At 62.6% G+C, this 16,519-nt stretch carries 15 protein-coding genes and 1 pseudogene; 8 read left to right on the forward strand and 8 right to left on the reverse strand.

Annotated features, from left to right (window positions below):
- Position 1: 1 nt before the first annotated feature.
- The 5 genes from ACS7SF_RS13480 to ACS7SF_RS13500 form a co-directional block, all read right to left on the reverse strand.
- A complete protein-coding gene (locus tag ACS7SF_RS13480; protein WP_439890257.1) occupies positions 2-670 on the reverse strand; it encodes a glutathione S-transferase family protein in 669 nt (222 codons plus the stop codon).
- A 78-nt stretch (positions 671-748) separates the two neighbouring features.
- Positions 749-2,506, reverse strand: coding sequence for a diguanylate cyclase (locus ACS7SF_RS13485; protein ID WP_439892754.1), 1,758 nt, complete (start codon positions 2,504-2,506; stop codon positions 749-751).
- A 397-nt stretch (positions 2,507-2,903) separates the two neighbouring features.
- Positions 2,904-3,365, reverse strand: a complete 462-nt coding sequence (locus tag ACS7SF_RS13490; protein ID WP_439890258.1) for a chromate resistance protein ChrB domain-containing protein — start codon at positions 3,363-3,365, stop codon at positions 2,904-2,906.
- 18 nt (positions 3,366-3,383) lie between these two features.
- A complete protein-coding gene (locus ACS7SF_RS13495; protein WP_439890259.1) occupies positions 3,384-4,556 on the reverse strand; it encodes a chromate transporter in 1,173 nt (390 codons plus the stop codon).
- A 27-nt stretch (positions 4,557-4,583) separates the two neighbouring features.
- Positions 4,584-5,546, reverse strand: coding sequence for a chromate resistance protein ChrB domain-containing protein (locus ACS7SF_RS13500; protein ID WP_439890260.1), 963 nt, complete (start codon positions 5,544-5,546; stop codon positions 4,584-4,586).
- A 384-nt stretch (positions 5,547-5,930) separates the two neighbouring features.
- Between ACS7SF_RS13500 and ACS7SF_RS13505 the strand changes: the two are divergent.
- Positions 5,931-7,518 (forward strand): annotated as a pseudogene (locus ACS7SF_RS13505) (isocitrate lyase).
- 107 nt (positions 7,519-7,625) lie between these two features.
- A complete protein-coding gene (locus tag ACS7SF_RS13510) occupies positions 7,626-8,543 on the forward strand; it encodes a LysR family transcriptional regulator (protein ID WP_439890261.1) in 918 nt (305 codons plus the stop codon).
- A 30-nt stretch (positions 8,544-8,573) separates the two neighbouring features.
- Here ACS7SF_RS13510 and ACS7SF_RS13515 read toward each other — a convergent pair whose 3' ends face one another.
- Together ACS7SF_RS13515 and ACS7SF_RS13520 are read right to left on the reverse strand one after the other, a co-directional pair.
- Positions 8,574-9,356 carry a substrate-binding domain-containing protein gene (locus tag ACS7SF_RS13515; protein WP_439892755.1) on the reverse strand — a complete coding sequence of 261 codons (783 nt, stop codon included), beginning with the start codon at positions 9,354-9,356 and terminating at the stop codon, positions 8,574-8,576.
- A 40-nt stretch (positions 9,357-9,396) separates the two neighbouring features.
- Positions 9,397-10,692 (reverse strand): MFS transporter, encoded by a 1,296-nt coding sequence (locus ACS7SF_RS13520; protein WP_439890262.1) that lies wholly within the window; start codon positions 10,690-10,692, stop codon positions 9,397-9,399.
- Positions 10,693-11,114: 422 nt separating this feature from the next.
- Between ACS7SF_RS13520 and ACS7SF_RS13525 the strand changes: the two genes are divergently transcribed.
- The 6 genes from ACS7SF_RS13525 (at position 11,115) to ACS7SF_RS13550 (ending at position 13,921) form a co-directional block, all read left to right on the forward strand.
- Positions 11,115-11,237, forward strand: a complete 123-nt coding sequence (locus ACS7SF_RS13525; RefSeq protein ID WP_439890263.1) for a hypothetical protein — start codon at positions 11,115-11,117, stop codon at positions 11,235-11,237.
- A 5-nt stretch (positions 11,238-11,242) separates the two neighbouring features.
- The gene (locus ACS7SF_RS13530; RefSeq protein WP_439890264.1) at positions 11,243-11,887 is read left to right on the forward strand and encodes a hypothetical protein; all 645 of its coding nucleotides are present in this window, start codon (positions 11,243-11,245) and stop codon (positions 11,885-11,887) included.
- A 126-nt stretch (positions 11,888-12,013) separates the two neighbouring features.
- On the forward strand, positions 12,014-12,457 hold the full coding sequence (locus tag ACS7SF_RS13535; protein ID WP_439890265.1) for a universal stress protein: 444 nt from the start codon (positions 12,014-12,016) through the stop codon (positions 12,455-12,457).
- 243 nt (positions 12,458-12,700) lie between these two features.
- Positions 12,701-12,964: a DUF2933 domain-containing protein gene (locus tag ACS7SF_RS13540; RefSeq protein WP_439890266.1), complete on the forward strand. Its 264-nt coding sequence runs from the start codon at positions 12,701-12,703 to the stop codon at positions 12,962-12,964.
- Positions 12,964-13,635 carry a methyltransferase family protein gene (locus ACS7SF_RS13545; protein ID WP_439890267.1) on the forward strand — a complete coding sequence of 224 codons (672 nt, stop codon included), beginning with the start codon at positions 12,964-12,966 and terminating at the stop codon, positions 13,633-13,635. The genes ACS7SF_RS13540 and ACS7SF_RS13545 overlap by 1 nt, the downstream gene beginning before the upstream one ends.
- Before the next feature lie 22 nt (positions 13,636-13,657).
- On the forward strand, positions 13,658-13,921 hold the full coding sequence (locus tag ACS7SF_RS13550; protein WP_439890268.1) for a DUF5676 family membrane protein: 264 nt from the start codon (positions 13,658-13,660) through the stop codon (positions 13,919-13,921).
- A 54-nt stretch (positions 13,922-13,975) separates the two neighbouring features.
- Here the strand turns inward: ACS7SF_RS13550 and ACS7SF_RS13555 are convergent, their stop codons facing one another.
- Complete coding sequence (locus ACS7SF_RS13555; protein WP_439892756.1) at positions 13,976-16,054, reverse strand: copper-transporting P-type ATPase; 2,079 nt, start codon at positions 16,052-16,054, stop codon at positions 13,976-13,978.
- Positions 16,055-16,519: the final 465 nt, after the last annotated feature.

Genomic DNA, 16,519 nt, shown 5'->3' on the forward strand with positions numbered 1-16,519 from the left:
GTCACGGGGCCGGGGCGGCGTTTGTTGCCCCGGCCTTTGCTTTGTCTTGCGCTTCCGCCAGGGCGGCATCGGCAGCCTGTGCACGCTGCAGCGCCGGGTGCGCCATGACGCGGTCGATATACGCGCGCACCAGCGGCGTTTCGGGCATCAGCTTGAACGCGGTCGTCCAGGCCAGCGCCGCGCCCCACAGCACGTCCACCGCCGTAAAGCGTTCGCCCAGCAGGTAGGGGCCGTGTTCCAGCTGCGCGGTCAGCGTTTTGATGACGGTATCGAAGTCGCCATACGGCGAAAGCGAATACGCCGCAGGCTCACGCTTCAGGGAGCGGTCGACAATGGCCGGCTCGAACGATGAGCCGTAAAACGCCATCCAACGCAGATACGGCCCACGCAATGGGTCGCCCACCGCCGGCGACAGCCCGGCTTCCGGATACAGCTCTGCCGCATACAGATACACCGCCACCTGCTCGGTGATGATGGCATCGCCATGCTGTAGCGTCGGCACTTTGTGCACGGGGTTGATGGCCAGAAACTCGGGCGAGCGATGCTGACCCGTGGTCAGATCGAAGGCGCACACTTCATAGTCGGCGCCCAGCGCTTCGAGCAGCATGCGCGCGCCTCGGGAACGGCTGCGCGGGGAGTGATAGAGAATCAGGTGACGGTCTTGCGGCATCGGCAACTCCGGGGGTGTGGAACGGGGAGTTGCCAATGTAGAGCAGGACGGTGCCGTCGTCCCAAAAAATCCGCTTGGTTATTCCGCCGCCGCTGACAGATCGTGCGACGTCGGCGGTGTGTCGGTCATCACGCAGTTGCGCCCGGCCAGCTTGGCGGCATAGAGGAGATGATCGGCGCGTCGCAGCAGGGTTTCCAGCGGTGGCTGGTCGGCCGCCCGGCCCAGGGCCACGCCAAAGCTGGCCGTCATGCGGCAGGTGGCATCGGTGCCGGTGGGCACGGTCACCTCGGCGATGCGCTGGCGCAGGCGTTCGGCCAACATGCGTGCGTGTTCGCGCGAATCGGCCCACACCATCACGGCAAACTCTTCGCCGCCGATACGTGCCACCACGTCGGCCGCCGGGCCATCCGCGCGGCACAGGCGCGCGACGGTGCGCAACGCTTCGTCACCCACGGCGTGGCCGTAGGTGTCGTTGATGCGCTTGAAGTGGTCGATGTCGAACATGATCAGCGCAAGCAACTTCGCCTTGGGCGCGGTCGAATGGCACATGGCCTCGGCGCGTTCTTCAAATGCGCGGCGGTTGAGCAACTGGGTGAGGGGGTCGGTCTCGGCCATGCGCGCGAGTTCCTGCATCAGGTGCGCGCGCTCCACCTCCAGCCGGCGGCGCTCGATGCTGTTGACGCGCAGCACGCGGATGGCATCGAACATCGCGCGGATCTCGTGCCGCGCAAAGCCGGCGGGAATATGCACACCCAGGTCGCCGCGCGCGATGGCGTCGATCAGTCGTGTGGCATTGACGAATGGCCCGACCACGTGGCGGCGGAACGAAATCGTCATCCACGCCAATGCGCCCAGCACCGACAACACCGCCGCCGCCGAGCCCAGCAGCACCAGCAGCATGGCGCGCCGGTGTTCGCGGATGTCGTCTTCTGCCAGCCGCAGCACGCTGTCGCGGAAATCCGTGATGGCGCGCATGGTCGGCACGTAGCGCTCGGCGAACTGGCCGGTGCTGATGCCCACGCCACCGGGTTGGCTGGCCAGGTTGCGCACGCGCTGCAGGTAGTTCAGGCCATCGCCAAAGTACTGCGTGGTGAGGGCCTCAATGGCGTCCTGGTCCAGCCCGGGCCGGCCCACGACACGCGTGTCGATCATGGCGCGGAGCTGATCGATGCGGCCCTGTGTGCGCTCGATGGCGTATTGCTCATCGGTCGTCAGCATGCGATGCATGGCCAGCGCGCCCGTCAGGCGTGAGCCCAGCTGGCCGGCGTATTCGCGCAGATCCGCCGACAGCCGCGCCAGGGTCAGGCAGTTGAGCACATCCGGATCGCCGCGCGTGATGCTGGCCGTGCGGAGGTTGACCACCGGCAGAAATTCGGGGATGACCGCGATCATGCGGTCCACCGCATTGGCAAGTTCATGGCTGTCGCGCGAACGTAGCGGCTCGGCGATCAAGCGGTCGATGTTCTGGCGCGCACTGGTCAGATCGGCTTGCGCGCGCCGCACGGCGTCGGCGTCGGTTGCGCAGGCCGGGCAATGCTCGGGGCGCAACCTGTCGAGCAGTTGGGCGAGGTGTTCGTTGCTGGCGGTGCGTACGCGGTGCAGGGCGGTCAGGCGTGCGGCCGGTATCGGCAGGTCTTCGCCCAGCACGCCGTTGGTCGGGCCGCGCTCGGCCGACACCTTTTCCATGACCAGCAATGCCATCCGCAGCGCTTGGAAGCTACGTGCGGCATCGTCCGCGCGCCCATAGGCCAGCCATGCGTAGCCCAGCAGCCAGCACGACAGCGACAACACAGGGACGAGGACGATGGCCACGCTAGCACCAAAGCGCTTGTCCATCGACGTTTGAGTGGACATGAAGGGAAAGCGGTGGCGTCTGGGCGAGCGACTCTGGGCAGGGGTGACAACGGCATCGGCACGCGGGCTTGCGCGGGGTGCCTATCGAGGCTAACGGCAAGATGGCCGGCATCTTTACCACGCCATTGAACCCCGACGTGACGTGCAGAGTGCAAACAAATGAAAACCTATGTGGCGGGGGTGCAAAACCCCCTCAGAGTGCGGATTGACGCCGCAGAGCACCATGAAAACGGTCTAGTTCGGACGGGCTGCGCGAAGAAGCACATAGGCGTCAGCGCGTTCGGAGAATTGCCCACACCTACAAACTCAGAATAGGAAGGCCATGAAGATCACACCAGGGTGCCAACGTTTGCGATGCATGGCCTCGCTGTGATGGCCATCAAGCCGGCATCTTGGGCGGCCAGTTGTGCGTTTCTGTCTGGCAGTGCTCGCACCACGCATACAGCGCGTCGTACATCACGAGCCCGTGTTCCAGCATCGCCAGATCATCGGTAAATACCTGCGACAGGCCCAGCGAGATCGCGTAAAGGCCGCTCGACTGTGGCGTGAGGTCCAGACGCGACGTGTCCGCACCGCGCACGATGCGGGCGAGGTGCTGCAGGGCGGGGTTGCCGTCAAGTTGGTATTTGCTGAGAAACGCATCGAAGCTGCACAGTTCGCCCACGTGCGTGAGTTCCACGCCGGGAATGTCGTACGGGATGGCGCCGGTTTCATTGGCGATGCGCAGCACGTCGCCGGGCGGGACATAGAGAAAATCCGGCGTCTCGTCGATGAAGCGGGCGATCAGCCACGGGCAGGCGATGCGGTCGATCTTAGGGCGTTCACGCGTGATCCATTGCATGGCAAACCTCCATTCACATTAGTGATGCAGCAGCGGATACAGCGCCAGGCCGATCAGCGCAGCACCTGCCACGACCACCGGCTCCTGCAGCTTCTTGAACTTCACCAGCAACAAGACGGTGGCCACGGCCAGCAGCGCCGTTGGCACATCGACGATCGACCGCTTGGCAAGTACGATCACCGCGCCGGTAATGGCGCCGACCGCCGCTGCCGTCACGCCATCGACAAACGCCAGGATGGCGGGCAGCTTGCCGTACTTCTTGAAGTACGGCGCCGGCAGGATAGTGAACAGGTAGCACGGTAGAAACGTGCCGAGCGCGGCCACACACGCGCCGGGCAGGCCCGCCACCAGATAGCCGATAAAGCCGACGGTGATGACCACCGGCCCGGGCGTGATCATCGCCACGGCGACCGCGTCGACGAACTGCTTCTCGTTGAGCCAGTGGTGCTCCGTGACCACGCCGCCATACAGGAACGGCACGATGGCCAGCCCAGAGCCGAACACAAACGCACCGGCCTTGGCGAAGAACAGACCAATCTGCGTGAGCAGCGGCCAATCGACCGAACTGAGGATGCCGCCGGCGGCGGAGATTGGCGCGGCAGCCACGGCGTTCAACTTGCCCTGGCGGAACCACTTGGGCGGTGCGCGCCAGAACCACACGAGCACGCCTGCCGCCAAAAACAGCCACGCCACCTCTGATTCCGTGATGACTGTCACGGCGGCTAGCACGAGGTAGACGGCCCACAGCAGTTTGTCTTTGCCGACACTCTTGGTCGTGAGTTTGTGGGCACTGATGGCGATGATGCCGATCACCGCCGCGCCCACGCCGTAGAACACCGACTGCATCCACGTCAGACCGCCAAAGCGCACATAGGCCCAGCCGAGCGCCACCACCATCAGAAAGGACGGCAGCACGAAGGCGATGCCGATGAGCGTCGCGCCCACGATGCGGTAGTGCACGTAGCCGAGGTAGATCGCCAATTGCGCGGCCAACGGCCCGGGCGCCAGTTGCGCCAGCGCGAGGCCTTCTTTGTAGTCGGCCTCGGAAATCCACTGCTTGGTTTCGACCAGGTCGCGCCGCATGTAGCCGGCCAGCGCGACGGGGCCACCGAAACCGAGCGCGCCGAGGCGCAGGAAGTACAACACCAGTTGCCGTAGCGTATAAGCCGGGCGTTCTTGAGGAGCGTTCATCGGAGCACCTGTGGATCGGGTTGGATGTCAGCGTTTGCGGCTGCCGGAGAAATGCGCATACAAGGAATCGAGCACCGCGCCGATTTCCGCCAGCAGTGCATCGTCATCGGCCAGGCGCTTGCGGGCGCCCGCCAGAATGGCTTCGAAGCCGCCGGCCTCCGGCGTAGTCGATCCGCCCACGTCCAGCGCATGCACCATGGCGCCGAGCCGGGCGAGCCCAGGGTCGTCGTCCAGCCCGAAGCTGGCGAGCAGCACTTCAAAAGAGACGCGCTCGCCGACGTGCGTGAAGGCGGCGCCATCAAAATCAAAGCCCAGGGCATCGGGTGGGCAATCGGCCGGGTGTTCCAGCCAGAGAAAGCGCGCATGCGGATCAATGCATCGCTGGATCAACCACGCACTGGTGACGCGATCCACCCACAGATGACGCCGCGTCGCCCAGAGGCGCCCTTGGTACTGGGCAGGGTCTCGGCGCGGAATGCCGCCCGCGGCGGCGCGCGGTTCCCCCGGTGACTGCACGGCCTCCACCGCCGCTGCAAAGTCGCGCCACTGTGCGTCGGCACGCACGGCGGCTTCATTGGGGAAGAAATCGATCTTGCGGATGGCCTCGTAGGCGCGGGCATGGCGGCGGTGCACGCGGTTGCGTTCCGCCGCCGGCAGATCGTGCAGCGTCTTTCGGCTTTCCGACAGCGTGGCCAGCCACGCGGTGTAGTCCGGCGTGCGATCGAACAGGGCGCGGTAGGCGGCGTTCTCGGCGGCCTCCAGCGCCTGCACGCTCAGTACCCATGCCTGGCCGCCTTCCTGCAGCGCTTCGTCGGCCAACTGGCGCAGTTGCGCGGCGGGCTCGACATGGGCGGGCAGCAGGTAAGCGCCGTCGCGCAGGGCAGCACAACCGAGCGCCTTGATCGCGCGCCAGATGCGCATGCGGGCCGTGGCGCTGGTGGTGGGCAGGCTGACGATGAGCAGCAGCCAGGAATCTGAAGTGAGCGTCATGACGGCAGGATAGGCGTGGCGTCATAACTGCTGCAAGGATGTAGCGATCGCTACGAAATGATGTGCCTTGAAAGGCCGCGTCAGTCTGAATCTGGGGTCCCGGGGTCCATCGCTCCGACGCCTGAAAGTGCATTTCACATTGCGGGATCTGGCGGAGATTTCTCTCGTGTCCGCGTTCCGTTTCCTGAAAAAACGTTTCGCATCGCAAAATTTGTCGCCTATCTCCTTGATAAATAAAGAAAAACTAAGTCTTATGTCTTATATAAGACCATGTCGCGCTGCATCAAAGCCGCCCTACAATAAATCCACGCTGCTCGCTTCGAATCCCGTAGCTGCACACGCAACCGATTCTTCTCAAACGCGGTTTATTTCTAGGAAATTGACATGGCCCAGTATCAAGACGACATCAAGGCAGTGGCTGCCTTGAAAGAGACCCACGGCAGCGCATGGAATGCCATCAACCCTGAGTACGCTGCCCGCATGCGTGCGCAGAACAAGTTCAAGACGGGTCTGGACATTGCCAAGTACACCGCCAAGATCATGCGCGCCGACATGGCTGCCTACGATGCGGATCCGGCCAAGTACACGCAGTCGCTGGGTTGCTGGCACGGTTTCATCGGCCAGCAGAAGATGATTTCCATCAAGAAGCACTTCAAGAGTACCGAGCGCCGCTACCTGTACCTGTCGGGCTGGATGGTCGCTGCGCTGCGCTCGGAGTTCGGCCCGCTGCCGGACCAGTCGATGCATGAGAAGACTTCGGTTAGCGCGCTGATCCGCGAGCTGTACACCTTCCTGCGCCAAGCGGATGCCCGTGAACTGGGCGGCCTGTTCCGCGAGTTGGACGCCGCCAAGGACGCTGCCGCCAAGGCCGCCATCCAAGAGAAGATCGACAACCACGTGACGCACGTCGTGCCCATCATTGCCGACATCGACGCCGGTTTCGGCAACGCTGAAGCCACGTACCTGCTGGCCAAGCAGTTCATCGAAGCGGGTGCATGCTGCATCCAGATCGAAAACCAGGTGTCGGACGAGAAGCAGTGCGGCCACCAGGACGGCAAGGTCACCGTGCCGCATGAAGACTTCCTGGCCAAGATCCGCGCGATTCGCTACGCGTTCCTGGAGCTGGGTGTGGACGACGGCATCATCGTGGCGCGTACTGATTCGCTGGGCGCTGGCCTGACCAAGCAGATCGCCGTGACCAACACGCCGGGCGACCTTGGCGATCAGTACAACTCGTTCCTCGATTGCGAAGAGCTGTCGGCTGACCAACTGGGCAACGGTGACGTGGTCATCAAGCGCGACGGCAAGCTGCTGCGTCCGAAGCGCCTGCCGAGCAACCTGTTCCAGTTCCGTGCCGGCACGGGCGAAGCACGCTGCGTGCTGGATTGCATCACCTCGCTGCAGAACGGCGCCGATCTGCTGTGGATCGAAACCGAGAAGCCGCACATCGCGCAGATCGGCGGCATGGTGAGCGAAATCCGCAAGGTCATCCCGAACGCCAAGCTGGTGTACAACAACAGCCCGTCGTTCAACTGGACGCTGAATTTCCGTCAGCAGGTGTATGACGCCATGAAGGAAGCCGGCAAGGATGTGTCCGCCTACGAGCGCGCCGCGCTGATGAGCACGGAATACGACGACACCGAACTGGCGAAACTGGCTGACGAGAAGATCCGCACGTTCCAGGCCGATGCATCGCGTGAAGCCGGCATCTTCCACCACCTGATCACGCTGCCGACGTACCACACCGCCGCGCTGTTCGACCGACAACCTGGCCAAGGAATACTTCGGTGACCAAGGCATGCTGGGCTACGTGGCTGGCGTGCAGCGCAAGGAGATCCGTCAGGGCATCGCCTGCGTGAAGCACCAGAACATGTCGGGCTCGGACATCGGCGACGACCACAAGGAATACTTCAGCGGTGAAGCCGCGCTGAAGGCTGCGGGTAAGGACAACACGATGAATCAGTTCCACTGATCCTCGTCACGCCGCAAGCAAAACGCCAACCTTCGGGTTGGCGTTTTCTTTTTGTCATTCCGCGGAATCCCGCACAATGCTCGGCATCTCAATGCGGAGACCGACCCGTGGGCATCAACTTTGACTTGACGGACTTGCAGGCGTTTCGGGCGGTGGTGGAGCTGGGAAACTTCCGCAAAGCCGCCGAGGCGATCAGCATTTCCCAACCTGCGTTAAGCCGGCGGATCGACAAGCTCGAAGACGCGCTGGGCGTGGCGCTGTTCGAGCGCACCACACGCAGCGTCACGCTCACCACGGTCGGCCGCGTGTTTGCCCGCAGCGCGGAACAGCTGCTGGACGATCTCGACGTCGCGCTGCTCGGCATCCGCGACGTGGCTTCGAGCCGCCTGGGCCACGTGACCATCGCCTGTGTGCCTTCGGTGGCCTACTACTTTTTGCCGAGCCTCATTGCGAGCTATCACCAGCGGTTTCCGCGCATCCGCGTGAAGCTGATCGATTCCAGTGCGAACGAGGTGCTGGGTGCCGTCATCAGCGGCGAGGCGGACTTTGGTGTGAGCTTTATGGGCAGCCAGGAGCCCGAGATCGAGTTCAGAATGCTGCTACAGGAGCGCTTTGTGGCGGCTTGCCGCCGCGACCATCCGCTCGCAGGCAAGAAACGCGTGACCTGGAGCGAGCTGTACGAGCACGACTACGTGTCGGTAGACAAGACGTCCGGCAACCGTCTGTTGCTCGATCAGGCGCTATCGGCCGTGGCGCCGCGCGCGCCCAGCGTTTGCGAGACGCGGCACGTCACCACCATGCTGGGTTTGGTCGAGGCGGGGTTGGGCGTTGCCGCCGTGCCATCCATGGCTATGCCCGCGCATGACCACCCCGTGCTGACGAGTGTGCCGCTGGTTGAACCGGTGGTGAAGCGCCGTGTGGGAATCGTGAAGCGGCGCGGCCGCGCACTCACGCCGGCAGCCGAGGCGTTTCACAGGATGGTCATCGAAGCGAAGCGCAGTGCGGTGACGAAAAGTCGGGCATAACGCGGGCCTGCTGGTTACGCAGGCGCTGTTTCAATGTGCGGGTACGGAATCGAGCCCCGTCGCTTTCACGTCGGCCTGCACGCCGGGAGAGGCGAGATAGTCGAGCAGGGCCTTGGCTTCTTTCGGATGCTGCGCGCCGACAGGAATGCCCGCCGCAAAGCGCGTAACGGATTGCAGCGACTCGGGGATCTTTCCAACGAAGGTCACACCCTCCACCGGCAGCAGTTCGCTCACCTGCTGGAAGCCGATTTCGTACTCGCCGTTCGCCACCACGGAGCCCACGGGAATGCGCGGGATCATCTTGGCCTTCGACTGGACCTGCTCTTCGATACCGAGCTTCTTGAACAGCTCCCGCTCGATATAGACGCCGCTCGCGCTGTCTGAGTACGCAATCGACTTGGCGTGGAGCAGCACTTGCTTGAGGCTTTCCGCCGAGCTGATGTCGGGCTTCGCTGCGCCAGCGCGCACCACCATGCCGATGCGGGAGTCGGCCAGTTCAACGCGCGAATCCGGGATCACCTTGCCTTGCTTGATCAGATCGTCAAGCGCGTAACCGACCATGATCACGGCATCCGCAGGTTCGCCACGCGCGAGCCGGTTCGGAATCGCCTCGGGCGATTTGCCCATCGACGGGCCCAGCGCGGTGTTCAGCGTGTTGCCCGACTGGGCCGCGAACTTGGGCCCGAGCAGCTTGTAGGCCGCGGTGAAGCCGCCCGAACTCATGACATGCAGTTCGGCCGCCTGAACGTTTGCCGTTGCAGCGGCAGTTGCAACGAGCGCCACCGCGCAGAGTTTCTGAAACAGGTTCTTCATTGTCATTGTTGTGGTCATGCAGGAACGTAGGGGTTGTGCATCAATGCGCCGGGTTGAGTACCACTGCGCGACGGCGATAGAGCGTGAACGTTGCAACGAGCGCACACACGGCGGCGAAGCTCATCCAGTAGCCCGGCGCCGCCTTGTCGCCGGTCAGGTGGATGGCCGCTGTTGAGATGGCGGGCGTGAAGCCACCAAAGACCGCCGTTGCCAAACTATAGGCGAGCGAAAAGCCTGCAACACGCACTTGCACTGGCATCACTTCCGTCAGCGCGACGACCATCGCGCCGTTATAGAGGCCATACAGGAACGAGAGCCAGAGCAGCACGAGCAGCATGTTGATGAAGCTTGGTGCATTTGCGAGCAGCGACAGCGCCGGATAGGCGGTGGCGATGGTGAGCACCGTCATGGCGACGAGGAGCGGCCGGCGGCCGATCTTGTCGGAGAGCGCACCACCGATCGGCAGCCACACGAAGTTCGACACGCCAACGCATAAGGTCACGAGCAAGCTGTCGGCGGTGCTCAGATGCAGGACCGTCTTGCCGAACGTCGGCGCGTAGACCGTAATGAGGTAGAAGCTCGTGGTGGTCATCGCAACCAGCATCATGCCGGCGATGACAATGGCCCAGTTCTGCACCAGCGTACGGAACACCTCTTTCATGCTGGGGCGATGCCGGCGCGCCTTGAACTCCTGCGTCTCTTCCAGATTGCGGCGCAGCAGGAAGATGAACGGCACGATCATGCAGCCGACAAAGAACGGTACGCGCCAGCCCCACGCGGCGATGGCCGATGCGCTCAGCCAGTGGTTCAGCATGAAGCCCAGGCCAGCCGCTACCACAATGGCCACCTGCTGGCTGGCGGACTGCCAACTCGTGAAAAAGCCTTTGCGGCCGGGCGTGGCAATCTCGGCCAGATAGACCGACACGCCGCCCAACTCCGCGCCCGCCGAAAAGCCCTGCAGCAGACGCCCCAACAACACGAGCGCCGGTGCCAGAAGCCCGATCGTGGCGTAACCCGGGACGAACGCAATCAGGACGGTGCCGCTTGCCATGATGGAGAGCGTGACGATGAGGCCTTTTCGACGGCCAACGTCGTCAATATAGGCGCCAAGCACGATGGCGCCCAACGGCCGCATCAGAAAGCCCGCGCCAAAGACGGCAAACGTCATCATCAACGAGGCGAATTCGCTGTCGGCAGGGAAAAAGACGTTGGCGATTTGCGTGGCGTAGAAGCCGAACAGGAAGAAATCGAACTGCTCCAGGAAATTCCCGGCGGTCACGCGGAATACCGCGGCGGCCTTTGCGTGCCCGTTCGAAAGGCTGGGCGAAGGGTGCATCAAGGTGTCTCCTGAAAGCCAAAGAAAAAATACGCCGTGGTGCCGGCGTTTATGGTTTTGGCAATGTTCGCGGGGAGACCGGCAAACGAGAAGTGCAAGTTTTGGAAGGATTGATGTTCTGTGGTTATCAATCTGGCCGCGCGCTCGGAAACAAGCTGGCCTGCACGTGCACAGCGCCTCTTGTGGCGGCTGATTCTCATTTGAGATCGGATCAATCAGCCACCTCCAGCCCAAGCCTCTCCACTGTTGTCCTGATTCGTACCCCGTTGACGGCAGGCGCACGCGTTGCACCGCACTTGTTGACTTGCCACAAGCCCCTTGTGTCCACATTGGCGAAGATGAACGCGTCAGAAGTGCTGGCTTCCGATCCTTGTCGGAGGGACCGGTGCCGCATGAGTGGCATGCATCCCGAGATATTCCGCGTGACGAAGCTATTGGGCAGGATCGTCGCTGACATGTCCGCCGATGATCCTGATGCCGTCATCCTATGGCTGCATTGCGCGCAAGAAGACGAGCTGTTCCATGTGCTGGGAGCGGAGGCTTGATCATCATGGCAAACCTGCTGGCGTTGTTCGGAACAGTCTTCTTGCTCAATGTGATGCCGGCCTTTGCGCCGCCAACGTGGATGGTGATGTCGTGGATCGGCTTCTCGCAACCCGATGCCGACCCGGTGCTGCTGGCAGGCGTTGCCGCGTGTGCAGCGACGGTCGGCCGCCTGGTGCTGGCGCGGCTGTCTTGCTCGCTCGTGCGCAACCGCTGGATGCGCGAGGCCGATCGCCAGAACATTGATGTGGTGCGCGCCTGGCTGGAAGACCGCAAGGGTATGACGGTCGGGCTGATGCTCGCGTACGCATTCAGCCCGTTCCCGTCCAACTACATCTTCATCGCATACGGCTTGACGGGGATGCGGCTATGGTTGATCGGGCTGCCGTTCTTCATCGGCCGCTGGATGAGCTACCTGACCTGGACGCATATTGCTCAGCTCGGTGCCCGCTATCTGGATGAGGAGACCCGGTTCGACGGCGCGTATATGGGTGTGTACTTTGTCGTGTCCCAGGTCGTGTTTCTGGCGATCGTGTACGGCTTCGCCAAAGTGGATTGGCGCCACCTCTTGCAGGCGAGGCGCCTAAGGTGGCGGCGCCAGGAGCCAGTCGCCTCATCTTCGCAAGACGCCCGGACCAAGGCAGAGCGCTGATCTGACGCTGCTGAGCATCGCATTACGTGGTACGACGACGCCTCCGCATCGATTGATCGAGATCAGCGTGCGCCATCGCACATGGAGTACGTTGGCCGTATCCACCGATTCGTGAAGGGTATAGAGATGACGCAGCACATTGTTTTGGCCACGGATGGCTCCGCTTACTCAGACGCGGCCGCCCGCTGCATAGCAGGCCGCAACCTGCTGGTGCAGGACATCACCGTACACGTGCTTCATTGCACGCCCGAGGTCAGTGGAGAGGTGAGGAGCTTTCTCGGGCAGGCCGACCTCGCCGCTTGGCATCAGGAGGAGAGCGACAAGGCCATGGCCTCTGCCGTTGCGATCCTGCGCGACGCGGGCATCCCCTTTGAAACGCATGGATTGGTCGGGTTCGCCCCGGAACGCATTGTTCAATACAGCCGGTCGGTTCAGGCCGCTGCGATTGTCATGGGTTCACACGGGCGTGGCGCGTTCGTCGACGCCGTGCTGGGGTCCGTGGCGAATCGCGTTGTCGCCCGGGCGGAATGTCCGGTCATTCTGGTGAAAGCATCCGGTCTGGTCGGGTAAGGTACATAGGCAGCCAGCGGTCCTTGGCAGGTGCGGCCCTACGGGTTAAGAGGGCACGCGTGGTGCGTCTGAACCGGATACGGCAGTTGTGGCCCTGGCAAGCAGGGCGCGTTGAATGCCGTGTCGTACAAGAACGCGTCATCCGCGATCGCGTTGATCGCGGTCAATTCCCATCTCTGCACCACGCCAATACTGAAGACGTAGCTTGCTTGGCTTGTCCAATATCTTTGGCGGGAGGTGGAAATGGAGAATCACCAACATGGGCAGCAACGTGACGAGGCTGCGCCGGCCATCGCGCGATCAAAGCTTGTACTGATCGGTTTTCTGTTGGTTGTTGCGTACTTCCTGTGGACCGAGCATCAGGCGCACGTCATCCAGTTCCTACCGTTTCTGCTGCTGGCGGCATGTCCGCTGATGCATGTATTCATGCATGGCGGTCACGGTCATGGACATCATGGTCACCCCTCGGCCAAGGCTGACGGTGCCGACGCCAAGGGAGACCAGTGATGCAACACGACAGCACATATGGGTACGGCCTGTGGTCCCTCGTGTTCATCAACTCCGCCGTCTTCATCATCTTCGCCTTCAGCTTTACGAAGCCGCAAACGCAGCGGGATTGGCGCTCGTTCGGCGCGTTCTCGGCATTCATCGTCGCGTTGTTCACGGAGATGTACGGGATACCGCTGACGATCTATCTGCTGTATCCGTGGTTGACGGCGAAATTTCCTGGCGTCGACTTTCTTTCGCATGACTCGGGGCATCTGCTGGAAGTCATGTTTGGCTGGCGGGCCAATCCGCATTTCGGCTTCTTTCACATCGTGAGCAACGTGCTGATCTTTGGCGGCTTCATCCTGCTCGCCACGGCGTGGCGCGTGCTCTACGTTGCCCAAAGCGCCCACCGATTGGCGACCACGGGGATCTACGCCCGCTTGCGGCACCCGCAGTATGTGGCGTTCATCCTCATCATGGCCGGCTTTCTCTTCCAGTGGCCGACACTGCTGACACTGGCCATGTTCCCGATTCTCGTTTGGATGTATGTGCGCTTGGCAAAGGCTGAGGAAGCCGAAGCGCAGGCTGAGTTCGGGCAGGAATATGAAGCCTATCGGGACCGGACACCCGCATTCTTTCCCCGCCTTGGCGAAGTTGTCCACCACGACAAGGTGCATCGGAAGCTCTGACGTACGGAATCAGGAGGCTGCCATGAAGCCGTTCAAAACCGGTGCCACGTTCGCCCTCACGGTCATGCTGTTCTACGCCTTGTGCGCGATGGTCTGGTATGCATTTCCGGAGCCGTTCATGCGCTTCATGATGGCGCTGTTCCATGGCATCGATTTCCATGCGCTGCAGAGCGGGAAGGCAACACTCGGGGGCACGGTGTATGCAGATGTCGTCCTCGGTGTCTGGGCCTTTTTTGCGGCGACATTCTTTGCCTGGCTGAGCGCAAAGCTTCCGCCGGCGATTTGAATCGGTGGGCTCAGTGGGCTCAGCGGGGCAGTGTGAACACTGCCCCACGTGGGACTAGATACGCAGCCGGCGCAGACGCAGCGCGTTGGATACCACCGACACCGAACTCAGGCTCATCGCAAGCGCCGCGATCATAGGCGACAGCAGCAAACCGGTCGTGCTGTAGAGAACCCCGGCGGCGAGCGGCACACCCAGGGCGTTGTAGACGAACGCAAAGCCAAGGTTTTGCTTCATGTTGGTGATCGTCGCCTCGGACAGGTTCCGTGCGCGCGCGATGCCGCGCAGGTCGCCCTTCACGAGCGTGACTTGCGCACTGTTCATGGCGACATCCGTGCCCGTGCCCATGGCGACACCGACATCGGCCTTCGCCAACGCGGGCGCATCGTTGATCCCGTCCCCGGCCATGGCGACTGTTCGGCCTTCGCTTTGAAGCTTCGTCACAAGTTCCAATTTATCGGCGGGCCTGACTTCCCCGTGAAACTCGGCGATGCCCAGCGACTGAGCGACCGCCCTTGCCGTTACCGTGCCGTCGCCGGTGGCCATCACCACACGAATGCCCCCGTCCTTCAATTGCGCCAACGCTTCGGCCGTTGTCGGTTTGACTGGATCGGACACGGCCAGCAAACCGGCAAGCGTGCCGTCTGCGGCCAGGTACATGACGCTCGCGCCACGGGCTCGCAGTTCATCTGCGGCCTGGGCCAGTGGGGCGGCATCGATGCGCTCTTGCTCCATCAACACCGTGTTGCCCAGCGCCAGCTTCTTGCCGGCGACAGCGCCGCGTACGCCAATGCCGCTGCTGGATTCAAAGTCCTCTGCCTTCTGCAGAGACAGTCCGCGCCCTCTGGCGGCCGCCACAATGGCCGCAGCCAATGGGTGTTCGCTGCCTTGATCCAGACTGGCCGCTAAGCGAAGCACCTCTAGGTCATCGAAACCGTTGGCGCCCACACTGCGTTCAAAGGCGGGCTTGCCTTCGGTGAGTGTTCCCGTCTTGTCGACAACAAGGGTGTCGACCTTGCGCAGGTTCTCGATGGCAGCCGCATCGCGAAACAAGATGCCGTTGGATGCACCCTTGCCGCTGGCCACCATGATGGACATCGGTGTGGCAAGGCCCAACGCACATGGACACGCGATGATCAGCACGGCGACCGCGTTGATCAGCCCATATACCCAGCTTGGCTGCGGCCCAAGGAATCCCCAGGTGAAGAAGGTCAGCACAGCAACGGCCACCACAGCCACAACGAAACCGCCCGCAACCTTGTCCGCCATACGCTGCATGGGCGCTTTGGAGCGCTGCGCTTGGGCAACCATCTGGACGATCTGCGAGAGAACGGTTTGAGAACCCACTTTCTCCGATTCGATGATCAAGCTGCCTGCGGTGTTCATCGTCGCGCCAATCACGCGGTCGCCCACCCGCTTGGTCACGGGGATCGGCTCGCCGGTAATCATGGATTCATCCAGCGAGCTTGTGCCTTCGACCACGATACCGTCGGTGGGCACCTTCTCGCCGGGGCGCACGCGCAGCCGGTCGCCAACGTGCACGTGGCTTAGCGGTACATCCGCTTCGGTGCCGTCGGCGTTGACGCGCCGGGCTGTCTTGGGGGCGAGGCCAAGCAGCGATTTGATTGCGGCCGACGTTTGCGACCGCGCCTTCAGCTCCAGCAGTTGGCCCACCAGCGTGAGGGAAATGATGACCGCTGCCGCTTCAAAGTAGACGCCGATCCGGCCGTGCTCCGCGAACGTCTGAGGAAACAGCCCTGGCGCGACGGTTGCGATCACGCTGTAGAGATACGCGGCGCCTGTGCCCAGTCCGATCAGCGTCCACATGTTCGGGCTGCGATGCAGGAACGATTGAGCGCACCGCTGGAAGAACGGATAACCCGCCCACAGCACCACGGGCGTCGACAGGGCCAGCTCGACCCAGCTTTGCTGCGAAGCGTCCATCCAGCCGTATCGGTGTCCGAACATCGCCAGGATGAACGCCGCAACGGTGAGCGGCAGCGTCCACCAAAAGCGCCGCTGGAAGTCGTTCAGTTCCGGGTTCTCTTCTTCGTCCAACTCCGGAATGACAGGCTCCAGCGTCATGCCGCAGATCGGGCAGTTGCCTGGGTGGTCCTGGCGGATTTCCGGATGCATCGGGCACGTGTAAATGGTCCCTGCTTGGGACTCCGCCAGGGCGGACGCACCACGGTCTTTGTCGATATGTCCTACCGGGCCCGTTGCGGTCCGGCCGTGTTCATGTGTTGCACCGTGCCCGTCAAGACGATGGCCGGCGTGCTGATCATGCGAGTGCGTGTGATCGTGTTCGGCTGCGTGGATATGGCGGTGCTCTTCCATGGATATCGCTCCTATTGGTTTCGCCTACTGCCGAATGCCTTGCTTAGGGAAGCATCGTGTTTTTCTCCTGCCTAAAAAACGATAAACCCTCCCATGCAGGGAGGGTCAATGGTGGCCGTTGTGCGAAGACTGTACTGCGCGGCTATCCGTGCTACTTCGACATCATGCCGCCCATTCCGCTGCTCATACTCATGCCTTGGCCACCCATCATCATCCGCATCATGGCCATGTTTTGTTCCATCAAGTGTGACGGGCGCCAAAGCT

Source organism: Ralstonia sp. 25C, from assembly GCF_051904805.1.
Classification (GTDB): Bacteria; Pseudomonadota; Gammaproteobacteria; order Burkholderiales; family Burkholderiaceae; genus Ralstonia.

Excerpts from the sequence above, each read along its gene's own strand:
- ACS7SF_RS13480 (WP_439890257.1), bottom strand. The coding sequence starts at position 670 with ATGCCGCAAGACCGTCACCTGATTCTCTATCACTCCCCGCGCAGCCGT.
- ACS7SF_RS13485 (WP_439892754.1), bottom strand. The coding sequence starts at position 2,506 with ATGGACAAGCGCTTTGGTGCTAGCGTGGCCATCGTCCTCGTCCCTGTG.
- ACS7SF_RS13490 (WP_439890258.1), bottom strand. The coding sequence starts at position 3,365 with ATGCAATGGATCACGCGTGAACGCCCTAAGATCGACCGCATCGCCTGC.
- ACS7SF_RS13495 (WP_439890259.1), bottom strand. The coding sequence starts at position 4,556 with ATGAACGCTCCTCAAGAACGCCCGGCTTATACGCTACGGCAACTGGTG.
- ACS7SF_RS13500 (WP_439890260.1), bottom strand. The coding sequence starts at position 5,546 with ATGACGCTCACTTCAGATTCCTGGCTGCTGCTCATCGTCAGCCTGCCC.
- ACS7SF_RS13515 (WP_439892755.1), bottom strand. The coding sequence starts at position 9,356 with ATGAAGAACCTGTTTCAGAAACTCTGCGCGGTGGCGCTCGTTGCAACT.
- ACS7SF_RS13520 (WP_439890262.1), bottom strand. The coding sequence starts at position 10,692 with ATGCACCCTTCGCCCAGCCTTTCGAACGGGCACGCAAAGGCCGCCGCG.
- ACS7SF_RS13530 (WP_439890264.1), top strand. The coding sequence starts at position 11,243 with ATGGCAAACCTGCTGGCGTTGTTCGGAACAGTCTTCTTGCTCAATGTG.
- ACS7SF_RS13535 (WP_439890265.1), top strand. The coding sequence starts at position 12,014 with ATGACGCAGCACATTGTTTTGGCCACGGATGGCTCCGCTTACTCAGAC.
- ACS7SF_RS13540 (WP_439890266.1), top strand. The coding sequence starts at position 12,701 with ATGGAGAATCACCAACATGGGCAGCAACGTGACGAGGCTGCGCCGGCC.
- ACS7SF_RS13545 (WP_439890267.1), top strand. The coding sequence starts at position 12,964 with ATGCAACACGACAGCACATATGGGTACGGCCTGTGGTCCCTCGTGTTC.
- ACS7SF_RS13550 (WP_439890268.1), top strand. The coding sequence starts at position 13,658 with ATGAAGCCGTTCAAAACCGGTGCCACGTTCGCCCTCACGGTCATGCTG.
- ACS7SF_RS13555 (WP_439892756.1), bottom strand. The coding sequence starts at position 16,054 with ATGCATCCGGAAATCCGCCAGGACCACCCAGGCAACTGCCCGATCTGC.